General features: G+C 37.3%; 20 protein-coding genes. 2 read left to right on the plus strand and 18 right to left on the minus strand.

Annotated elements, in window-relative coordinates:
• Positions 1–84: 84 nt before the first annotated feature.
• From hisIE to hprK, 12 genes are all read right to left on the minus strand, one after another.
• On the minus strand, positions 85–708 hold the full coding sequence (gene hisIE / locus ACEPXD_RS14205; RefSeq protein ID WP_391116932.1) for a bifunctional phosphoribosyl-AMP cyclohydrolase/phosphoribosyl-ATP diphosphatase HisIE: 624 nt from the start codon (positions 706–708) through the stop codon (positions 85–87).
• Complete coding sequence (hisF, locus tag ACEPXD_RS14210; RefSeq protein ID WP_391116934.1) at positions 705–1460, minus strand: imidazole glycerol phosphate synthase subunit HisF; 756 nt, start codon at positions 1458–1460, stop codon at positions 705–707. Before hisF ends, hisIE begins: the two co-directional genes overlap by 4 nt.
• Positions 1454–2197: a 1-(5-phosphoribosyl)-5-[(5-phosphoribosylamino)methylideneamino]imidazole-4-carboxamide isomerase gene (hisA, locus tag ACEPXD_RS14215; protein ID WP_391116936.1), complete on the minus strand. Its 744-nt coding sequence runs from the start codon at positions 2195–2197 to the stop codon at positions 1454–1456. Before hisA ends, hisF begins: the two co-directional genes overlap by 7 nt.
• A gap of 15 nt (positions 2198–2212) precedes the next feature.
• Positions 2213–2806: an imidazoleglycerol-phosphate dehydratase HisB gene (gene hisB, locus ACEPXD_RS14220; protein ID WP_391123259.1), complete on the minus strand. Its 594-nt coding sequence runs from the start codon at positions 2804–2806 to the stop codon at positions 2213–2215.
• Positions 2807–3489: 683 nt separating this feature from the next.
• The gene (hisD, locus tag ACEPXD_RS14225) at positions 3490–4779 is read right to left on the minus strand and encodes a histidinol dehydrogenase (RefSeq protein ID WP_391116937.1); all 1290 of its coding nucleotides are present in this window, start codon (positions 4777–4779) and stop codon (positions 3490–3492) included.
• Positions 4780–4787: 8 nt separating this feature from the next.
• Complete coding sequence (hisG, locus tag ACEPXD_RS14230; protein WP_391116939.1) at positions 4788–5417, minus strand: ATP phosphoribosyltransferase; 630 nt, start codon at positions 5415–5417, stop codon at positions 4788–4790.
• Positions 5410–6588, minus strand: a complete 1179-nt coding sequence (locus ACEPXD_RS14235; RefSeq protein ID WP_391116941.1) for an ATP phosphoribosyltransferase regulatory subunit — start codon at positions 6586–6588, stop codon at positions 5410–5412. Before ACEPXD_RS14235 ends, hisG begins: the two co-directional genes overlap by 8 nt.
• Positions 6589–7264: 676 nt before the next feature.
• Positions 7265–7771, minus strand: a complete 507-nt coding sequence (locus ACEPXD_RS14240; protein ID WP_391116943.1) for an acyltransferase — start codon at positions 7769–7771, stop codon at positions 7265–7267.
• Complete coding sequence (gene ppaX / locus ACEPXD_RS14245; protein ID WP_391116945.1) at positions 7768–8424, minus strand: pyrophosphatase PpaX; 657 nt, start codon at positions 8422–8424, stop codon at positions 7768–7770. The genes ACEPXD_RS14240 and ppaX overlap by 4 nt, the downstream gene beginning before the upstream one ends.
• Positions 8421–9359: a nucleoside recognition domain-containing protein gene (locus tag ACEPXD_RS14250; RefSeq protein WP_391116947.1), complete on the minus strand. Its 939-nt coding sequence runs from the start codon at positions 9357–9359 to the stop codon at positions 8421–8423. The genes ppaX and ACEPXD_RS14250 overlap by 4 nt, the downstream gene beginning before the upstream one ends.
• Before the next feature lie 17 nt (positions 9360–9376).
• Positions 9377–10186, minus strand: coding sequence for a prolipoprotein diacylglyceryl transferase (gene lgt, locus ACEPXD_RS14255; protein WP_391116949.1), 810 nt, complete (start codon positions 10184–10186; stop codon positions 9377–9379).
• Positions 10187–10210: 24 nt separating this feature from the next.
• Positions 10211–11146, minus strand: coding sequence for an HPr(Ser) kinase/phosphatase (hprK, locus tag ACEPXD_RS14260; RefSeq protein WP_391116951.1), 936 nt, complete (start codon positions 11144–11146; stop codon positions 10211–10213).
• Positions 11147–11267: 121 nt separating this feature from the next.
• Between hprK and ACEPXD_RS14265 the strand changes: the two genes are divergently transcribed.
• A complete protein-coding gene (locus tag ACEPXD_RS14265) occupies positions 11268–11816 on the plus strand; it encodes an N-acetylmuramoyl-L-alanine amidase (RefSeq protein ID WP_391116953.1) in 549 nt (182 codons plus the stop codon).
• A 31-nt stretch (positions 11817–11847) separates the two neighbouring features.
• On the opposite strand, the gene ACEPXD_RS14270 is transcribed toward ACEPXD_RS14265, so the two are convergent.
• The 4 genes from ACEPXD_RS14270 to ACEPXD_RS14285 all read right to left on the minus strand — a co-directional run bounded on the left by ACEPXD_RS14270 (position 11848) and on the right by ACEPXD_RS14285 (position 18300).
• The gene (locus ACEPXD_RS14270; protein WP_391116954.1) at positions 11848–12990 is read right to left on the minus strand and encodes a DUF4097 family beta strand repeat-containing protein; all 1143 of its coding nucleotides are present in this window, start codon (positions 12988–12990) and stop codon (positions 11848–11850) included.
• A 77-nt stretch (positions 12991–13067) separates the two neighbouring features.
• The gene (gene uvrA / locus ACEPXD_RS14275) at positions 13068–15959 is read right to left on the minus strand and encodes an excinuclease ABC subunit UvrA (RefSeq protein WP_391116956.1); all 2892 of its coding nucleotides are present in this window, start codon (positions 15957–15959) and stop codon (positions 13068–13070) included.
• Between the two features lie 4 nt (positions 15960–15963).
• Positions 15964–17946, minus strand: a complete 1983-nt coding sequence (gene uvrB / locus ACEPXD_RS14280) for an excinuclease ABC subunit UvrB (protein ID WP_391116958.1) — start codon at positions 17944–17946, stop codon at positions 15964–15966.
• Positions 17947–18063: 117 nt separating this feature from the next.
• Positions 18064–18300: an IDEAL domain-containing protein gene (locus tag ACEPXD_RS14285; protein WP_391116960.1), complete on the minus strand. Its 237-nt coding sequence runs from the start codon at positions 18298–18300 to the stop codon at positions 18064–18066.
• 177 nt (positions 18301–18477) lie between these two features.
• Here ACEPXD_RS14285 and ACEPXD_RS14290 point away from each other — a divergent pair, with 177 nt between their 5' ends.
• The gene (locus ACEPXD_RS14290) at positions 18478–19020 is read left to right on the plus strand and encodes a competence protein ComK (protein ID WP_391116962.1); all 543 of its coding nucleotides are present in this window, start codon (positions 18478–18480) and stop codon (positions 19018–19020) included.
• Here ACEPXD_RS14290 and ACEPXD_RS14295 read toward each other — a convergent pair.
• Positions 19017–19382, minus strand: coding sequence for a hypothetical protein (locus tag ACEPXD_RS14295; RefSeq protein WP_391116964.1), 366 nt, complete (start codon positions 19380–19382; stop codon positions 19017–19019). The two genes, ACEPXD_RS14290 and ACEPXD_RS14295, sit on opposite strands and share 4 nt — an antisense overlap.
• Before the next feature lie 159 nt (positions 19383–19541).
• Positions 19542–20771, minus strand: a complete 1230-nt coding sequence (locus ACEPXD_RS14300) for an EAL and HDOD domain-containing protein (protein WP_391116966.1) — start codon at positions 20769–20771, stop codon at positions 19542–19544.
• Positions 20772–20830 lie beyond the last annotated feature (59 nt).

The following is a 20830-nucleotide window of genomic DNA, read 5'->3' on the forward strand; positions in this document are numbered from 1 at the left end:
AGCATTAATCTCATTCAGCCTAAGTGCTGAATGAAGTAATAACGTCCCTTATCAGTATATTCTTCAGTATATCATAAACAATTATTATTTATGTGTTTTACTCTCATGTCTTTTTTGTAATACTTGTAAGAGGTCATAGAAGCTCACTTTTTGATTTTGTAAGAGCACTAACAAGTGGTATATTAGATCCGCTGCTTCCCACTTCAATTCCTCTGCATCATTATTTTTAGAGGCGATAATCACTTCAGCTGACTCTTCTCCAACCTTTTTACAAATTTTATCTACGCCTTTTTCAAATAAGTAAGTGGTGTATGCCCCTTCTGGCATTTCTTTTTCTCTTTCTTCAATGATATTGATTAAAGAAGTGATTGTATTGTAACCAACTGTATCATCGAACTTCTCAACTGTTTTATGGAAGCAAGTTTCTTTGCCTGTGTGACATGCTACTCCATTTGGCAATACTTCCACCACTAGCGCGTCAGAATCACAATCTTTTCGAATCGAAATGACTTGTTGCGCATGCCCGGAAGTCTCCCCTTTATGCCATAGTTCCTGTCTACTTCTACTGAAAAACCAAGTTTCCTTCGTCTCTACCGTTTTTGTATATGCTTCATTATTCATATATGCAAGTGTTAATACCTCTCTTGTAATAGCATGTTGAACAATAACAGGTATAAGGCCTTTTTCATCAAATTGCAAATTTGTCATTTTACCTCTACTCCTCTTTCACGGACGTAATTTTTCACTTCACGGACACTTGTTTCTTTAAAATGAAAAATGGAAGCAGCTAGTGCAGCATCCGCATTAGCTTCTGTAAAGGCAGTTAGAATATGTTCCACATTACCAGCTCCACCACTAGCCGTCACAGGAATTGAAACAGCATTCTTTACAAGTTTGGTAACTGCAATATCGTACCCATCTTTTTCGCCATCACGGTCCATACTTGTAAGTAAAATTTCTCCAGCACCGAGTTTTTCTACTTCTTTTGACCAGTCGACTACTTTCCAGTCTGTTTTCTTTTGCCCACCATGCTTGTAAACAAACCATTCTTGATCCCTCTCGGACCATTTCACGTCGATTGCGACAATTATTTTATTGGAACCAAATAACTTTGCACCATCTGTAATAACAGAGGGATTACTAATCGCCGCACTATTAATCGAAATTTTACTTGCTCCTGCATTTAATAATTGCTGCATATTTTCCGTTGTACGAATGCCTCCACCAACGATTAGAGGAATTGAAATATTTTCTGCTGTCTTTTTCACGACATCAATCATAGTTTCGCGGCCTTCAATCGAAGCAGATATATCTAAAAATACTAGCTCATCCGCACCTTCTTTATCATAAAATGCAGCTAGTTCTGCAGGATCTCCAGCGTCTCTTAGTCCTACAAATTGAACCCCTTTAACAACTCGTCCATCTTTCACATCAAGACAAGGAATAATTTTCTTTACCATTTTGTTACCTCCTGCAATGCTTCCTTTAAAGTAAACCGATTACTATATAGTGCTTTTCCTATTATTACACCACCAACTGTTGTATCTTTTGCTAACTTCGAAACCTCATTAATGTCATCTAAAGAACTAATACCACCTGACACGATAACTGATAGACCTGTTGCTTCTGCAAGTTCTTTGTTTGCAGCTAAATTTGGTCCTTGAAGCGTACCATCTGTCGCAATGTCGGTGAAAATGACATATTTCGCACCTTTTGAAGCAAAATACTGCCCTACTTCAACCGCTGATTGTGTGGATGTTTCTAGCCAACCATGTGTCGCCACCATACCATCTTTAGCATCAAGGCCAATAACAATTCTTTCTCCACCAAACTCTGCGATTAACTCCGCTACTAGTTCTGGTTGGGAGATAGCAAGACTGCCAATAATGACACGGTCCACTCCATTTTCTATATAAAAACGGACATCCTCTTTCGTACGAATGCCGCCACCAATTTGTACATGCATAGGAAGTTCATTTGCAATCCGAATGATTTCATTTGCATGAATTTTCTCCCCGTCTTTTGCACCATCTAAATCTACTAGATGGATCCAAGTTGCCCCTTCATCTGCAAACTTTTTAGCCATATCAAATGGAGAATCTCCGTAAATCGTTTCTTGCTCATAATCCCCTTGATACAGTCGGACACATTTTCCGCCTTTCATATCAATCGCTGGATAAACTTGAATGGACGTCATCTTTTTTTTGCTCCCTTATGTAAGTAATCCTTTCGTTGAAGGTACGCCTTTCACACGTTCATCTATTGTAATAGCATCATCAATTGCACGTGCTAATGCTTTAAAAATAGCTTCAATTATATGATGAGTATTCATGCCGTAATGGACAATGACATGCACATTCATTCGAGCTTCCAGTGCAAACTTCCATAGGAACTCATGTACAAGCTCTGTATCGAAATTCCCCACTTTTTGCGTTGGAAATTGAGCATGGAACTCTAAATGCGGACGATTAGAAATATCAATCACTACTTGTGCTAGTGCATCATCCATTGGTACAAATGCATTTCCATATCGTTTAATGCTTTTTTTATCGCCTAATGCCTCTTTCACGGCCTGACCTAATACGATTCCAATGTCCTCCGTAGTATGATGATCATCGATATGTGTATCGCCATTTGCTTTAATTGTTGCATTGAATAACCCATGTTTCGTAAATAAATCGAGCATATGATCCATAAAAGGTACGCCCGTATCAATTACCGCATTTCCTTCACCATCTAGATTTATTTCAACAAATACCTTTGTTTCATTTGTCATTCTTTCCATTTTAGCTGTTCTTTTATTAATCAATTGAATTCCTCCAAGTCTGTTGATTATCCATCTTTTTCTATTTAATAAAACGAGATACTGGCTTACATTTTTATATTTCGGTTCGCTTTTTAGATATAGTGCGTCTTAACACAAGAAATGCTAAGCCTTCGCACTTGCCGCACCTTGCATGAGCCAACTCGTGCTTCGCCCGAGTGGGTCTCATGACTTCGGCTCATGCGGCCCGGCGCGCTACGGCATAAGGATCTGGCTATTTTATATTGTGAAAGGCTATTCCAAATAATAAAAAGTATTTCCCTTATTACTAAGGCCACCACAGTACAGTTGCATAATGTTGCTATTATCCATTCAAACCATAATCGTTTCTAATAATTCGATACCAATCACTAGATAGTCTGTCACATTAAACGAATCATGGATTTTAACCTATAGAAAATGCAACTTAAGACTAGATTAAATGCAGCATTTTTGATTAAGTAGCAAGCTCTATTAGATTGTAGCGAAAGGCGGCGACTCCAGCGGGATGAGTGAGACAGATGAGCAATCGCAAGCGAACGCGTAGCGTCGGCGATGGCTCATCGCTCCCTCCGCGGAAAGCGTCCGCCCTGCAGCGGAAATCCCAGGAGTAACTAGTACGCACTATATCTACAGTAAGACGGAAAACTAATCGTACAATGTTTTAGTTGGAAAAAATATGATAATCAACAGTTATTGAATTTCTCCTTACTCCAACTTCTTGATTCAACAGAACGTGCATGTCCTTCTAATTGTTCTAGTCTTGCTAACCGAGCTATTTTCGGATATTGTTCTTGCCACATTTCTTCCGAATAATATACAACGCTTGTTTTCTTAATGAAATCATCCACGCATAAGCCACTCGAAAATCTAGCCGTGCTATTTGTAGGAAGTACATGGTTCGTCCCGGCAAAATAATCTCCCACTGGTTCACTGCTAAATCTTCCGATAAAGATAGCTCCAGCATGCTTAATTTGTTCACTGATTATTTCTGGCTGCTCCGTCATAATTTCTAAGTGCTCAGGTGCAAGCTCATTTACTGCATCGATCGCTTGCGCTAGTGTTTCCGCAATATAAATACGTCCGAAGTTTTCAATAGAAGCTCGCGCAATTTCTTCACGAGGGAGCTGCTTTAATTGTTTCTCCACTTCTAATTGAACTTCTTTCGCAAGCCTTTCGCTCGTTGTAATTAATACAGAACTTGCAAATCGATCATGCTCTGCTTGTGCTAACAAATCAGATGCCACTTCATCTGCAAAAGCGGTATGATCCGCAATTACTGCGATTTCACTTGGTCCAGCAATCATATCAATTGCTACTTTTCCAAATACTTCTCTTTTTGCAAGCGCTACATAACTATTGCCTGGACCAGTTATTTTATCTACCGCTTTTATAGTTTCTGTACCATAAGCAAGAGCTGCAATAGCCTGGGCCCCTCCGACTTTGTAAATTTCCGTTATTCCAGCAATATGTGCTGCTACAAGTACGGAAGCAGGAAGCATTCCTTCTTTTGATGGTGGTGACACAATGACAACTCTTTTTACTCCTGCAACTACTGCTGGAATGGCATTCATTAATACAGAAGACGGATAAGTAGCTGTACCTCCAGGGACATACAATCCCACTGCATCTAACGGGGTAATTTTATATTTTATATAAGAACTTTTTTCCAATGGGAAATCAATATTTGGGCGTACTTGCTGTGCGTGAAAAGCACGAATATTGGCTGCTGCTTCTTCTAAATCTTGAACCAATTGTGGGTCAAAGTTAGCAAATGCATCATCTATCTCTTTCTTTGTCACTTGTATGTTGGTAAGCTTTACCCCGTCCCATTTATCCGTATAGTCAAAAAGAGCTTTGTCCCCTTTTTGACGCACATGATCAATGACTTCACGAACCGTTTTCACATGATTTACACTTGCTTGTTCCACTGAACGTTGTAGTGAAATTGTATCGGAAAGCTTTGCTATTTTCATAGGATTCCCTACCTTTTGTTCAATTCATTTTTTAATTGCGCGATGAATTCTTTTATTCGTTCCCGTTTCACACGATAGCTCACCGGATTGACGATTAGTCGTGAAGATATGTTTACAATTCTTTCATATTCAACTAGTCCGTTTTCTTTTAACGTTCGACCGGTAGATACGATATCGACGATTCGATCTGCTAATCCAATCATTGGGGCTAACTCGATAGAACCATTAAGCTCAATGATTTCCACTTGCTCTCCTTTTTCCTTGTAGAAGTTCGTCGCTATCGTCGGATATTTTGTCGCAACTCTTGGTGCTATTTCATTCATCTTCGTATTTGGAAGGCCAGCAGAAGCGATATAGCAATTACTAATACGTAAATCAAGTAATTCATGGACATCCCGTTGCTGTTCTAACAATACATCTTTCCCAGCAATCCCTATATCAGCCACACCATGTTCTACATAAACAGGTACATCCATTGGTTTTGCTAATATAAATTGAATACGCTCATTCGGAGCTTCCACGATTAACTTTCTTGAATCATTTATTTCTTTAGGTAAATCGAATCCTGCTTGCACAAATAATGTATAAGCTTCTTCGAAAATGCGCCCTTTCGGCATTGCAATTGTTAACTCATTCACAAAAAGAACCACCTTCTGAGACAAATATTACTTCATCAAAATTTCTCGAATATGCATCCAAATCATTTACACCCGCTATATATTGAAGCGTTACTCGTTCTGCTTTTTTTCTTCTTTCTTCTGCTAGCTCATTTGCTTTGGAATAAAAACCTTCTTCAAATAATAGCAGCGTATGCTTTTCCTTTATTTCATTTCTAGGTAAAACTTCCAAAAGTCTGTCCACCCTAATTCCAAATCCAGTTGCTCCTACTTTTTCATTAAACTGCTTAAACAATTCATCATATCGCCCCCCGTTTCCGATAGGGAATCCGCTACCTGCCGCATGAATTTCAAATAACATACCAGTGTAATAACTCATATGACTCGCTAGTGTAAAATCGAAAGATACAATAGAAGAATCACTTAATTGTAAGTCCAATAAACGTTGCAATTGCTTTACTTGATCGATTAAATACGCTTGTTCATCCGTTAAGAACGTTCTATATTCTTCGAGTGACTTAGATTCCACGGTAGAATCAATCCATTTTGTGAGAGTCTCTTTTTGAGCATTTTGCAACTGCATATCTTCTAGCATTTGTTCAAATCCAACAAAATTTTTCTCTACTAATAACTGTCGTAAGGAATTTACTTGTTCTTCTGAATTTGTATTATTCGTTAAAATAGCCGATAGCATTCCGGCATGTCCAATCGTAATTCGGAAGTTCTCCACTCCTAGTGCCTTTACTAGCTCCACTGCTGTATGAATAATTTCACTATCCCCATATGCACTAAAATCACCAATTAGTTCAAGCCCTAACTGTTCAAACTCTGCTGGTCTTCCACCTTCTCGCTGTTGTGCACGAAAAACGTTTGCGTAATATGCTAAACGTAACGGATTTTTTTCCTTTAAAAGTTTGGATGCTGCTATTCTTGCAATCGGAGTCGTCATATCCGGTCGTAATACTAGCATCTCTCCTTGATTGTCTACTAATTTAAATAAAGATGATTCATCTATGGCAGAAGCTTTTCCAATTGTTTCAAAATACTCAACCGATGGAGTTTTTATAAAGTCATATCCTTTGTTCCGAATAAAATCTCTCGCTGTCGAACGAATATATTCCTTCTGCTCATTTACTTCCGGAAAAGAATCTCTCATTCCTAAAGGTTTCTCAAACATTTGAATCTTAGCCATTTTATTCACTCCTAATTTTACTTTAATACACTAGAGTGCTAGTACAATAAATTATTTTAAATATTATCCTATTTCCTTCATTTCGTCAACACTCCCTACTTAATTTACGAGTGCTTTGGACGAAACATTGGCTACACTATTAACGAAGAATTTTAAAAAGGATCTGGAAGTGACTGTGTCACTTCCAGATCCTCTATTTTCGGTAATCTTGTGGCGGATGTTTGTCCGTCGCCCTATTGAAATATGTATAGTCACGGTGCATTAGGTTTAGTTAATGAGAGAATAAATCATTTCCTATCCTTTTAAAAGCGGACGAAGATGCAATTTCGTCCGCTCAGCGCTTCTATATCAATGGATACTACCTATTCTTTCTCAGTTTCCGCTTACCTTGATAAGCAAAAGAAAGTACACCAATTCATTAATTGGAAGAAGTATATCCTTCCTTAATAGTACTGTTGATTGGAGCGGAAGGCGGCGACTCCAGCGGGAAAAGCGTGTGCAGGTGAGACCCCACAGCGAAGCGAGGAGGCTCACGGACCGCCCGCGGAAAGCGTCCGCCTGAAGCGGAAATCAACCTGTTCTGGCATCAAAACTTATATACTTTCTTCTTTAAAATAAGCGACCGAAATAATAACTTCGGTCGCTTGATTCTTTCATATATTTATACGTAACTCTATTATTTTCTACGCTCTAACATTTCTTCTTTCGTATAGATCACGCGCATTGGATTTCCACCGACAAAGCATCCTTCTGGGACGTCCCTGTTTACAAGAGTCGCCGCGGAAACGATGGCATCGTCACCAATCGTTACTCCGGGAAGAATAGTAGTATTGGCACCGATTAACACTCGATCGCCTATAATTACATCTCCAATTCGATACTCGTCAATTAAATACTCATGTGCCAATATCGTCGTATTATAACCGATTATCGAGTTATTACCGACTTTAATACGCTCTGGGAACATTACATCTACCATTACCATTAACGCAAAAGATGTCTCTTCTCCAATTTTCATTTTCAAAAATACTCGGTAGAAAAAGTTCTTCCAACTTAAAAATGGTGAGTATCTCGCTGCTTGTATGAATATAAAATTCTTTACTACTTTCCAAAAAGGAACTGTATCATACACATGCCACAGGGAATTTGCCCCACTAACAGGATACCTCTCTGTTTTTCTCATACCGGTTGACCTTTTGCTATAGTAATCAATTCACTTATATGATGAATCATATAGGTTGGCAAGAAGGTAGCTAGAAACGCTTCCCCTTTCATGGACCATGCGACAGCAGCAGTATCTACTCCAGCTCGTTGGCCGCCAACAATATCATGTAAATTGTCACCAATCATCAATGCATGCTCTTTTTCGACACCAAGTCTTGATAAAGCTAACTCAATTGGTTCTGGGTCTGGCTTTGCATTTTTTACATCATCCAATCCCACAATTGTGTCGAAAAGATTTTCGCATTTCATTAGTTTAATGCCTCTATCAATCATAACTCTTCTTTTTGTCGAAACGACCGCTAATTTGTATCCTTGCTCTTTTAGTTTGTATAAAGTATCTACAACTCCATCGAAAGGAGCCACCATTTGATCATGCATGTTCATATTCCAAGTACGGTATGCCTCTATTAATGAACCCGTTAGAGCAGGATCAACAGTATTGAATGACTCTACTAAAGTAGGTCCTAGAAAGGGCAGTACGCTTTCTCTGTCATATTTCCCAGGAAATCTTTCTCCTAAAACATGTAAAAAAGTTTCGATAATTAATTCATTTGTATTTAATAGTGTCCCATCTAAATCAAACAATATAGCAGTATAAGGTTCTCTTTTCATGAAGTAACCACGTCCTCTTGTTTTGTCTGATGTGCCTTATTCCAAATAAAGGCGACAATAATCGTTAAAATAAATGCAGTTAATATCCTGATTAAAAATAATGGCAAAATAGGTATTCCTAATGGAATAAAGATTAGTGTATCTTCTATTACTGCATGACATGCAACTAAGAAGATAAAAGCGATCGTTGCATCTTTTTTACTTACTCCATCTTCTTTAACAGCTTGTATCATTACACCAGCCCCAATAGCTAACCCTGTGATAAAGCCTGCAACTAACGTTAAGGATGCATTTGGCTTCAATCCAATTATTTTAGTAAAAGGACCAATCGCTTTTGAGAATTTTTGCAAATAATTCTTTTCTTTTAAATATTGAATGATAACCATTAAAGGGATAACTATAACAGCCAAGTGTAAAACGCCAAAAGTCGCTTTTTGTAAGCCAAGGTACACAATCTCTCCCCATCCATTTGGTATATGCTGAGTCGCCGTTGCTACTCCATATTTAGCCATTTCTCCCCCACCACGCCAAACTAAATTAATAATAATGGCAGAAAGAATAGCTAACCCAAATCGTACGACCAACACTATCCAAAGTTTTACCCCTACACGAAGAGCAACTCCTGTTTCGATAAAAATATTATGGGAAAAAGAAAGCATTGTCGCTAATATAAATACTTCTTTTACCGTCAGATCCATGGAAAGTATTCCTGCAATTGCCGCATATAAATTCAGTCCATTTCCTAGAACTAAGGGAATTGCTGCTTCCCCACGCAGTCCTATTAACTCCATAAAAGGAGTTATGAACTGAATGATCCAAGGCAGAACAGGTGTATATTGTAAAATGACAACAATTAAGGTTATAGGAAATATGATTTTACTTAACGCCCACGTCGTTTTTAAACCAGCAAACAAACCCCTTTTTATAATGCCCAAAGCTTGCCCTACTTTCTTTACTTATCTAGATAACGCACTGCAGGTTTGATCGTTAATCTTCTATATATAAATAGAATAATTGAAATTGCAATCGCAAGTAACGAAACTACTTGAGCGGTTCTTAATTCCCCTACTAAATACAAGCTATCTGTACGCATTCCTTCTATAAAGAATCGCCCTACGGAGTACCATGTTAAATAGAACAAGAACATCTCGCCTCTAAGTAAGTTTACTTTACGAAGTAAAATTAATATAATGACTCCAATAATATTCCATACTGATTCATATAAAAATGTTGGATGATAATATATTCCTTCAATATGCATTTGCTCGATAATCCAATTCGGAAGCTTCAAGTTTTCTAAAAAAGTTCTGGTAACTTCTCCACCATGTGCCTCTTGGTTCATGAAGTTCCCCCAACGCCCCACTGCTTGGCCAATTAATAAGCTCGGCGCCATTATATCCATTAGTTTCCAAAAAGAAGTACCTCTTTTTCGGGTAAAGAAATAAGCCGTTAAGAACGACGCAATTAATGCACCATGAATTGCAATTCCACCATGCCATATTTGAATAATTTTTTCTGGATTCTGACTATAAAAGTCCCATTTAAAGATAACGTAATATATTCTTGCACCAACAATTGCTAAAGGCACTCCCCAAATCAGTAAATCTGTTAAATATTCTTGATGAAACCCTCGCTTTACCATTTCCCTCTGTGCCACTATAAAAGCTAATATTATGCCACATGCAATAATTATTCCATACCATCTAACATCTATAGGTCCAAGTGAAAAAGCCACTGGATTAATTGCTTGCAATAAAATCATATGTAACTCCCTTCTGCCATTTCATTAATATTCATTTTCTCCATTTTGGCTTATCACATCGTCTAAACGTTTTGCAAAGTCCTCTGCAGCATTCATACCCATTCGTTTTAAACGATGATTCATTGCTGCTACTTCAATAATTACAGACAAATTTCGTCCTGGACGTACTGGGATTGTAAGTTTTGTGATAGCCGCATTTATTATTTCCATCTTTTCTTCTTCCAGCCCAAGCCGATCATATGTTTTTTCTGCATCCCATAATTCTAGTTCGATTACTAGTGTGATCCGCTTATAACTACGAATTGCACTTGCTCCAAATAAAGTCATGATATCGATAATACCTAACCCGCGAATTTCAAGAAGATGCTCAATTAACTTTGGAGCACTGCCTACTAGTGTGTCTTCTCCTTCTTGCCTGATTTCTACGCAGTCATCTGCCACTAAACGATGACCTCTTTTCACTAGTTCCAGTGCGGTTTCACTTTTCCCAACACCACTTTTCCCAGTGATTAATACACCTACCCCGTATATATCCACCAATACTCCGTGAACAGCCGTTGTTGGAGCTAATCGACTTTCTAAAAAATTGGTAAGCTTACTTGAGAATCTTGTGGTTGGAATATTTGTCGTTAATACGGGTACTGAATTTTTATTTGAAGCAACAATTAATTCTTCTGGAACTTCCATTCCATGCGAAATAATAATGACTGGTGTATCTGGCGCGCATAATTTGCTCATTCGTTCTTCTTTTTCTTTTGGTTTTAATAGCTGAAAAAAGGAAACTTCTGTTTTCCCTAAAAGTTGAATGCGATTGGATGGGTAATGCATGAAATAACCTGCCATTTCAATCCCTGGTCGAGAAATATCACTAATGGCAATATGCCGACCAATTCCTTCTTCCCCACTTACTAAAGTAAGTTTGAACATTTCTTTAACGTCCTTTGTCGTCACATGAGGCATACAATAAGGCTCCTTTCGCGCTACTGTTTTACATAGTTCTTATTTTAGCATGATTATTCTATTTAATAGTATCCATTTATCTTTTCTCTTTCTATTTATTATGAGAAGGAGTGATTTATTTATGAAAATTATGCTCGATGCAGGTCACGGACCAGAAACACCGGGAAAACGAACACCTGATGGGAAAATGAGAGAATTTGAATTTAATCAAGTAGTTGTACAACTAATGAAAATGGAACTACAGAAATGTGGAGTAATCGTCCTTCTAAGTCATTTAGGCACTTCAGATGTGCCCCTTATCGAAAGGACGACATTAGCAAATAAATTAGGAGTAAATGCATTTATTTCCATTCATGCAAATGCATTCGGCTCTTCGTGGAATGATGTAAGTGGAATTGAAACTTTTACGTATACAAAGCCTTCCAGCCATTCTAAAATACTTTCAAAGTTGATCCAAGACTCTATGTGTTCTACTACAAAGCGTACCAATCGCGGGGTGAAGAGAGCCAATTTCGCCGTGCTTCGCGATACAAAAATGCCTGCCGTTTTAGTAGAATGTGGCTTTATGACAAACAGAGCAGAAGCAGCATTACTACAATCTGCTTCTTATAGAAATCTTTGTTCTAATGCCATGGCGCACGCTATACTAAGTTGGAATAAGAAAAGCTGACAGGAGCATACGCCCCTGTCAGCTTTTCTGATTACTCGCCATCTACTGTATATCGAACAAGGACAGTCCCAGTTTTTGCATTTCCGTAAACCCTTAGAGGCTCTGATTCAGATTCTACTATTTTCGTGAATCCAACTTTTTTATTTAATAATTGTTCGGATTGTTTCAGTTGTGTAACATCTGCAAGCTGCACATCTATTCTTCCTAATTGAGAAGTAGCTTCTCCTTTTAACGAAACATCTTTCCGTACATATAATTCGACAGTTCCTGCTACTGCAGTTCCTTCTATTTTACGTGCTTCCTTATCTTTCGTCGTTAGAATAACATGTCCGCTGACAGACGAACCTGCTACTTCCTTCAACTTTCCATCAACATAAATGCGTCCATTAATCGTTTCCACTTCAATGGAATCACCTACTACTTGTTGAACTTGAACCGATCCATTTACCGTCTCAATATCCGCTCTTCCAAATTGTAATTCTTCCAAATTCACTTTTCCGTTTGTTGTTTTGACTTTAAACGAATTCGCTTCGATGTGGTTCGCCCTAAAATCACCATTAAATAAACGAGCTGATATATCATTATATGCTCTTTGAGGAACATATAGCGCAACTTGAACTGATGTTGTTTTCATGTCACTATATATACGTAATTTATTTCCTTCTGCTTTAAAAAGAAAATCTCTGTGAAAACGATTTTTTGCTTCTTCTTCCGAAGAGTTTTTATAAGATTTAACAGTCACATTTGCATGTGTATTAGATTCTTCCGTTGGGAAAATTTCCACTTTACCATTTGCAATATCTATAGAAATGTCATCATACTCTGCTTTCTCTACTACTAACTTTTCTTGGAAAACTACAGGTTCACCAAAAGGCATTTCAAATTCAAATTCTTTTATTTTATCTACAGTTCCTTGCAAGAAGTGCATAAAACGTTCTCCGACTACCGTAAAATCCCTTTTCAAATCTTCTATAAAATCAGAGTTTTGTTGCTTGTGATACGAATGAGATTCAGCTTGTTCCGTTGATTTGTATTCCTCTTTTTTTTCCTGTTTTACTGGCTGAGCTACAGGTGTTGATTGCTTGCCAAGTGCTTCTAATAATATTAATGCTTCTTGTGCAGTAATTGTGCCATTTTCAACCATATCCAAAATACGTTTACGTTCTTCTTGCATAGTGAAAGGCCTCCTCTTAAGTTAAAAGTCTGATTAACTTCTTACTCTACTTAATACGATTAAATGGAAAAAAGGTTTCACTTGGATTCTACTGCAACTTTTTTCTTTTTAGTCGCTTTTAATATTACTTCGTCCATTCTCCCTCGGTCGCGTTCCAAAATGGTTTTTAAATATTTCCCTGTGTAAGAGTCTTTTGTTTCAGCTATTTTTTCCGGTGTGCCTACTCCAACAATCATTCCACCTTTGTCGCCGCCTTCAGGACCCAAATCGATCATATAATCTGCTGTCTTAATCACATCTAAATTATGTTCAATAACTAGTACGGAGTCCCCATTTTCTACAAGACGTTGTAGTACCACAAGTAAACGTGCAATATCATCTACGTGTAAACCAGTTGTGGGCTCATCGAGAATATAAAATGATTTTCCGTTTGATCGTTTATGCAACTCGGAAGCAAGTTTTACACGTTGGGCTTCTCCCCCTGAGAGTGTCGTAGCTGGTTGACCTAACTCCATATACCCTAGACCCACGTCCACAATAGTTTGTAATTTACGGCTAATTTTCGGATGGTTTTCAAAAAACGCTAATCCATCCTCCACTGTCATTTTTAATACTTCCGCTATATTTTTCCCTTTATAATGTACTTCTAATGTTTCCCGATTATACCGTTTTCCATGACAAACTTCACAAGGGACATAGACGTCTGGTAAAAAGTGCATTTCAATTTTAATAATTCCATCTCCGCGACATGCTTCACAGCGTCCACCTTTTACATTAAAACTAAATCTCCCTTTTTTATACCCTCTCACTTTTGCTTCATTTGTCGCAGCATATAAGTCACGGATATCATCAAATACACCTGTATAGGTAGCGGGATTTGATCTTGGTGTTCGTCCAATAGGTGATTGGTCAATATCAATTACTTTTTCCAATTCCTCTATTCCTTCTATGCTTTTGTTTGCTCCCGGTTTCACTTTAGATCGGTTAAGCTTTTGTGCAAGCGACTTATAAAGAATTTCATTCACAAGCGTACTTTTCCCCGAACCAGAAACACCAGTTACTGCTGTAAATACCCCTAAAGGAATATCTACATTGACATTTTTTAAGTTATTTTCAGAAGCCCCTTTAATTTTGATAAATCGTCCATCCGGCTTTCTTCTCTCTGTTGGTAAAGGGATGAATTTCTTACCACTTAAATACTGACCTGTGAGTGATTTTTTGTTTTTCATTACTTGTTCAGGTGTGCCTGCAGCGACGATTTCTCCTCCACGAATTCCTGCTCCAGGACCAACATCGATTAAATAATCTGCTGCCATCATTGTGTCTTCATCATGCTCCACTACTATCAGCGTGTTACCAATATCACGCATATTCTTTAATGTCTCGATTAATCGATCATTATCTCGTTGGTGCAAACCAATAGAAGGTTCATCTAAAATATATAAAACCCCTGTAAGCCTTGACCCTATTTGAGTGGCTAGACGAATTCGTTGTGCTTCTCCACCAGATAATGTACCCGATGCACGATTCAACGTTAAGTAATCGAGACCGACATTTTCTAAAAAGCCAAGGCGTTCATTAATTTCTCTAAAAACTAAACGTGCAATTTGCATATCTTTTTCTGATAGTGTTAACTGATTAAAAAATCTATTTGCTTCTTCAATCGAAAACTCCGTTACTTGCCCTATATGTAAGGAATCCACTTTCACTGCAAGCGTTTCTTCTTTTAATCGATAGCCTTTACAAGTAGGGCAATCATGCCGCCCCATATATTTTTCCATCTGTTCACGAATATAATCGGAGGATGTATCTTTATATCGACGTTCAATATTAGATAAAACCCCTTCAAATTGAATCTTGCTGTCTCGTACTTGTCCAAATTCATTTTCATAGCGAAAATGGATTTGATCATCTCCAGAACCATACATAATCCTATTCCACTGGTCTATTGGCAATTTCTCCACAGGTACATTCATTTTAATTTTGTAATGTTTGCATACTGCTTCTAATAATTTGGGATAGTACTGGGAACTTGTTGGCTGCCAAGCGACAATAGCCCCTTCTTCGAGTGTAAGTGTTTTATCGGGAACAACTAGTTCTGGATCCACTTCTAGTTTAGTTCCTAATCCATCACACTCTGGACATGCACCGAATGGACTGTTGAAAGAAAACATCCGTGGTTCTAGCTCTCCGATAGAAAAACCACAAATAGGACATGCATGATGCTCACTAAATAATATTTCCTCATTTTCCATCACATCAATTAATACTCTTCCATCTGCAATTCGAAGTGCGGATTCCAACGAATCACTTAAGCGAGGTGCTACGCCTTCTTTCATCACAATTCGGTCAATCACTACTTCTATATTATGTTTTTTATTTTTATCTAAATTAATATCGTCATCCAAATCCATTAACTCACCGTCAACTCGAACACGTACATATCCTTGTTTCTTCATATCTTCCAACAATTTCACATGCGTACCTTTTCTGCCGGATACGATGGGAGCTAGTACTTGCATACGCGTTTTTTCAGGATATTCACTCAATCGATCGACCATTTGTTCAATCGTTTGTGAACTAATCTCTGTTCCATGTGTAGGACATATCGGCTTCCCTACTCGAGCAAATAATAGACGTAAATAATCGTAAATTTCGGTTACAGTTGCTACCGTAGACCGTGGATTTTTACTCGTCGTTTTTTGGTCAATGGAAATGGCCGGTGAAAGACCTTCAATCACATCTACATCCGGTTTATCCATCTGCCCTAAAAATTGTCGTGCATAAGCTGATAGGGACTCGACATAACGTCTTTGTCCTTCTGCATAAATCGTATCAAATGCTAGAGAGGATTTTCCGGAACCAGATAACCCTGTCATTACAACAAGCTTATCCCTTGGTATTTTTAAACTTACATTTTTTAAGTTATGTGCGCGTGCACCCTGTATTACAATCTCTTGATTTTTCACAATATCATCCTTCCAACTTCAATTCCAGTATTGCATCACGTAATTCTGCAGCACGTTCAAAGTTTAGCGCCTTAGCCGAATCCTTCATTTCTTTTTCAAGATTTACTAATAAGTCCGCTTTTTCTTCTTTTGTTAGTGCTTTTCCACTCGTTAATTTTTGTGCATAAGTTGCTTCTTCTTCTGCAACTTGTGATGCACGAATTACTTCTCTTATTTTCTTCTCGATTGTTTTCGGGGTAATTCCATGCTTTTCATTGTATTCCATTTGAATGGTACGTCTACGGTCTGTTTCATCGATTGCTTTGCGCATGGAATCAGTCATTCTATCTGCGTACATTATTACTGTTCCATGTGAATTTCGTGCAGCTCGTCCAATCGTTTGAATTAAGGAACGTTCGGAGCGTAAAAATCCTTCTTTATCAGCATCTAAAATAGCAACAAGTGATACTTCTGGAATGTCGATACCTTCACGAAGTAAGTTAATCCCGATCAATACATCATACGTTCCTAAACGGAGTTCTCGTATAATTTCAATTCGTTCCAATGTTTTTATTTCTGAGTGTAGATATTGAACTTTAATTCCTATTTCTTTTAAATAGTCGGTCAAATCCTCTGACATTTTCTTCGTTAATGTTGTAATTAGCACTCGCTCATTTTTTAAGGCTCTCTCATGTATTTCATTGATTAAGTCATCTATTTGACCTTCAATTGGCTTCACTGTAATGACTGGATCTAGTAGCCCAGTTGGACGAATAATTTGTTCAACCATATCAGGAGTATGCTCTAACTCATATGCACCCGGTGTCGCTGAGACGAAGATAGCTTGATGAACATGGTCTTCATATTCGCCAAAAGTAAGTGGGCGGTTATCAAGCGCAGATGGTAATCGGAAACCATGATTTACTAGCACCGACTTTCTTGCTTGGTCACCATTAAACATTCCTCTTACTTGTGGCAATGAAACATGGCTTTCATCTACTACTAGTAAAAAGTCTTTCGGAAAATAGTCAAGGAGTGTATATGGTGTCGCCCCTGCTTCTCGTAAAGTTAGATGACGAGAGTAGTTTTCAATTCCTGAACAAAAACCCATTTCTCTCATCATTTCTAAATCATAATTTGTTCGCTGTTCCAATCGTTGCGCTTCGAGTAACTTGTCTTCACTACGTAAAACTTTAAGCTGTTCCTCTAATTCTTTTTCTATATTTTCTATAGCAAGAAGCATTTTTTCTTCACGTGTAACGAAGTGAGATGCTGGAAATATCGCTACATGATCTCGTTCTGCTAATATTTCCCCGGTTAATGCATTCACTTCACGTATTCGATCGATTTCATCTCCAAAAAACTCCACACGAAGACAGTTTTCATCACGAGAAGCTGGAAAAATTTCTACAACATCCCCACGTACGCGAAAAGTCCCACGTGTAAAACTAATATCATTTCGTTCATATTGAATATCAACTAACTTTCGCAGTAACTGGTTCCTTTCAATTTCCATGTTGGTTCGAAGTGAAACGACCATTTCTTTATATTCTTCAGGATTTCCCAAACCATATATACACGAAACCGATGCAATAATAATGACATCTTTTCTCTCGAATAAGGAAGAGGTGGCGGAGTGACGAAGCTTATCAATTTCTTCGTTTATACTCGAATCCTTTTCTATGTACGTGTCCGTTTGCGGTACATACGCTTCCGGTTGAAAATAATCATAATAGCTGACGAAATATTCTACTGCATTATTCGGAAAGAACTCTTTAAACTCACTATACAGTTGTCCTGCAAGTGTTTTATTATGAGCCATCACTAAAGTTGGCTTATTTATTTGTTGAATAACATTGGAAATCGTAAACGTTTTCCCAGTACCTGTTGCACCAAGTAACGTTTGGTGTTTTTTACCTTCTCGAACACCTTCTACTAATTGTTCGATTGCCCTTATTTGATCCCCTGCTGGCTCATACGGAGCTTGCAATTCGAATAGTTGATCCATAGTATGCCTCCTACGGTTTAGATGTTTTTAGTTTAACATAATTCGCTTTTAAAAACGAAGAAAACGAACGTATGTTTTTCAAATTAGAAAAGAAAAACCGCTCTGCATAAGCGGCTTTTACCTTGTACTTTGTAATTGTTGTAATGCTTTCGTATACTTCATAAATGTTACTTGATCTTTTTGATCAAGGGCCTCATCTATCAATCTTAATAATCGATAACTACTTTGTTCCCGGTGGACAATGTTCAAAAACATATCAAGATATATTTCATTTAACAATTTTTCGGCAGAACTTTCTTTCCCGGTTTGACCCATTGCTTTCAAAAAATCTGCATATGAATATTGTTTGTCCATTTCCATCACCCCGATGTCTTTTTACCATTATATAAAAGTAAAACAAGAGTTGCAATCATTTTGAGAAAATTTTGATTTTGAGATTAGTTTAAAAATTTTAAAAATTCGTTATATTTACTTGATTTTTTTCCATATTTAACTATAATTGATGTATAAACTACTAAGGAGTGAATATGTATGACAATAAAAGCAGATGATAAATCCTTCCTAGTTTCATTTGAAACTGCGGTACTACAACCAATTCGAATAAATAACAAGATTTATACGAAGGTTACTAATATTTCAGGAGAATCCACCATTATAGGCAAAAAGCCTTATGATATTGTTCGGCAATCATGCGCCTATTACGGTTCTACTTTCCAACAAGCTAAACAACTTTCCAAAGATACGCTAGGCAATTATCTTAAACTCCCTATAGTTGTTGCTCATGACTATGGAAATCCTTTTATTTTAATACCACTCTTGTCTCCTAAATCGGATTTAAATGTTTGGTTTTCACTTAAAGCCATCGAAAGACTTGAAGCAAGTGAGGGAGGCTGTACGGTAGTATTAACAAATGGCGAAAAGATTATGGTAAATTCCTCCACCGTTACGTTAAGTAAACAAGTTGGGTTTGCAAATCTTTTAAATACGCATTTTCTTAAACGAATGAGCCGTCTATCACATAACGAATTTTTAACATCCAGAAATCAATTTTTCCAAAAAAGTTTCCAAGATTAACAAATTTTTTCCACAAGGGTGAAGTACATAGAAATTAGTTCCTCCACTCTATTACGAAGGCGGACGTTTAGGTAACGACGATGTTCTTCATACCCACCATGAAAAAAAATATACTCAGTGAACATATCATCCCCTTCACCACGAAGAACCTTCATACTATGTCGTTTCATATATATATGCGTTTCTTTTAATTCTTTTTGTACTTGCTTTGCAGCTTCTTCTACCATAGATATATATGGACGTTTCAATTTAAAGGGAGCTTGCTCGAAAATAATTCGATCTTTTTCTAAAATTGTTAATACCATCGGGAGATAGATCATGTTTTCTAAATATGGTATTGATTCTTCCGGTATAAGCGGCATGTCGCACTCCCTTCCTTTTAGAACGTTTGTTCTTTTTAATTGTACATCTTTTCTAAGAAAATGCAACATTCTAGATCAAGTATTTTCTACCAATTGAATGTATGAAAAAAAATCTCGGTGAGCGAGTGAAAAGCTCATCGAGATTTTTAGTAAAAAGCGTTAATTTAAAATTTCAGCAGCCCAACGACGTGCTTCTATATAAAAATTATTTAATACGGCGTGATCAATTTCAAGTATTGCAGCGCCAACTATCATGTCATTCCAACGAACTTCATCACAAGCAATGGCTAGCTCTAAAAAAGGGGTCATTACAGTTTCGGTGCAAGCCAATGTTGCTACCACTTCATCTGAAAAAGGTAGCTCCTTAAGTAGTTGGTCCATCGAACGGTGTAATAATGTATCAATTAAAGAAAACATCCCTATGATGAAATATTCGGAAGCATTTGGTAGTAACTTACGTCTTGCTAGTAAATCGCAAAACTTTGCTCTAAATAATGACGCTTCAATGAGAGCCATGCTATCACCTGAATAGCTTATCTTTGTTTCCCGAAGCAATAAAACATATAACCAGTGACTCAAATCTTCTAAACCAAGCATGAGCACCCCCTGCTTAATAGAACGTACCTTTGACTTCGTACGAACAGCAGGCGAATTAATCATCTTTAACACTTTAAAAGAAAGAGAAACATCCCGTTCGATTTCATCTGCAACCTCCTCGATTGAAGCAGATTTATCCCGTAACAAGTTAATGATTCGAAAATATTGCGCCATATTTGTTGGTATTACAGTTCCTTTTACAATTTCTGGTTTTGCAAAGAAGTAACCTTGAAATAGCCCATACCCAGCTGCTTTTGCCTCATAAAATTCCGCCCGTGTTTCCACTTTTTCCGCAAGTAAAACTACATTCGGATAATTCGCTTTTACAATTTGTTCAATTGCTAGTCTTTCTGTTGATGTACTCTCAAGGAAATCTACTTTAATGAAGTTAACGATAGAAAATAGCTCATCATACAAAGTAACATTTTTTTGAAGGACAAAATCATCTAAAGCGATTAAAAAGCCAAGAGATTTAATTTCTCTTATCTTTTGAATTAATGAAATCGTAATAGGAATATCCTCTAATATTTCTACGACTATTCGATCCGTTGGAAATTTCGCAAACACTTCTTTTTCTAACAAATTTTCCGTAAAGTTAATAAAACATAGTTTTTCTCCTGCTAGTTCATTAATGCCAATTGTAAGAAAAGAATGTACAAGCACATCTAAAGTAGCGGTATCACCGTCTAGAGCGGGAAAAGAATTATTTTGCCCATCTCTATATAACAATTCATATGCAAAAATACGTTCATTTTTAGTAAAAATAGGCTGTCTCGCTACAAAAATGTCCATGCAAATTCCTCTAATCTTTATAATTTCAATAATATAATTGTACCAAATTGGAAAAGGAA

Source organism: Psychrobacillus sp. L3 (assembly GCF_042945595.1).
GTDB lineage: Bacteria > Bacillota > Bacilli > Bacillales_A > Planococcaceae > Psychrobacillus.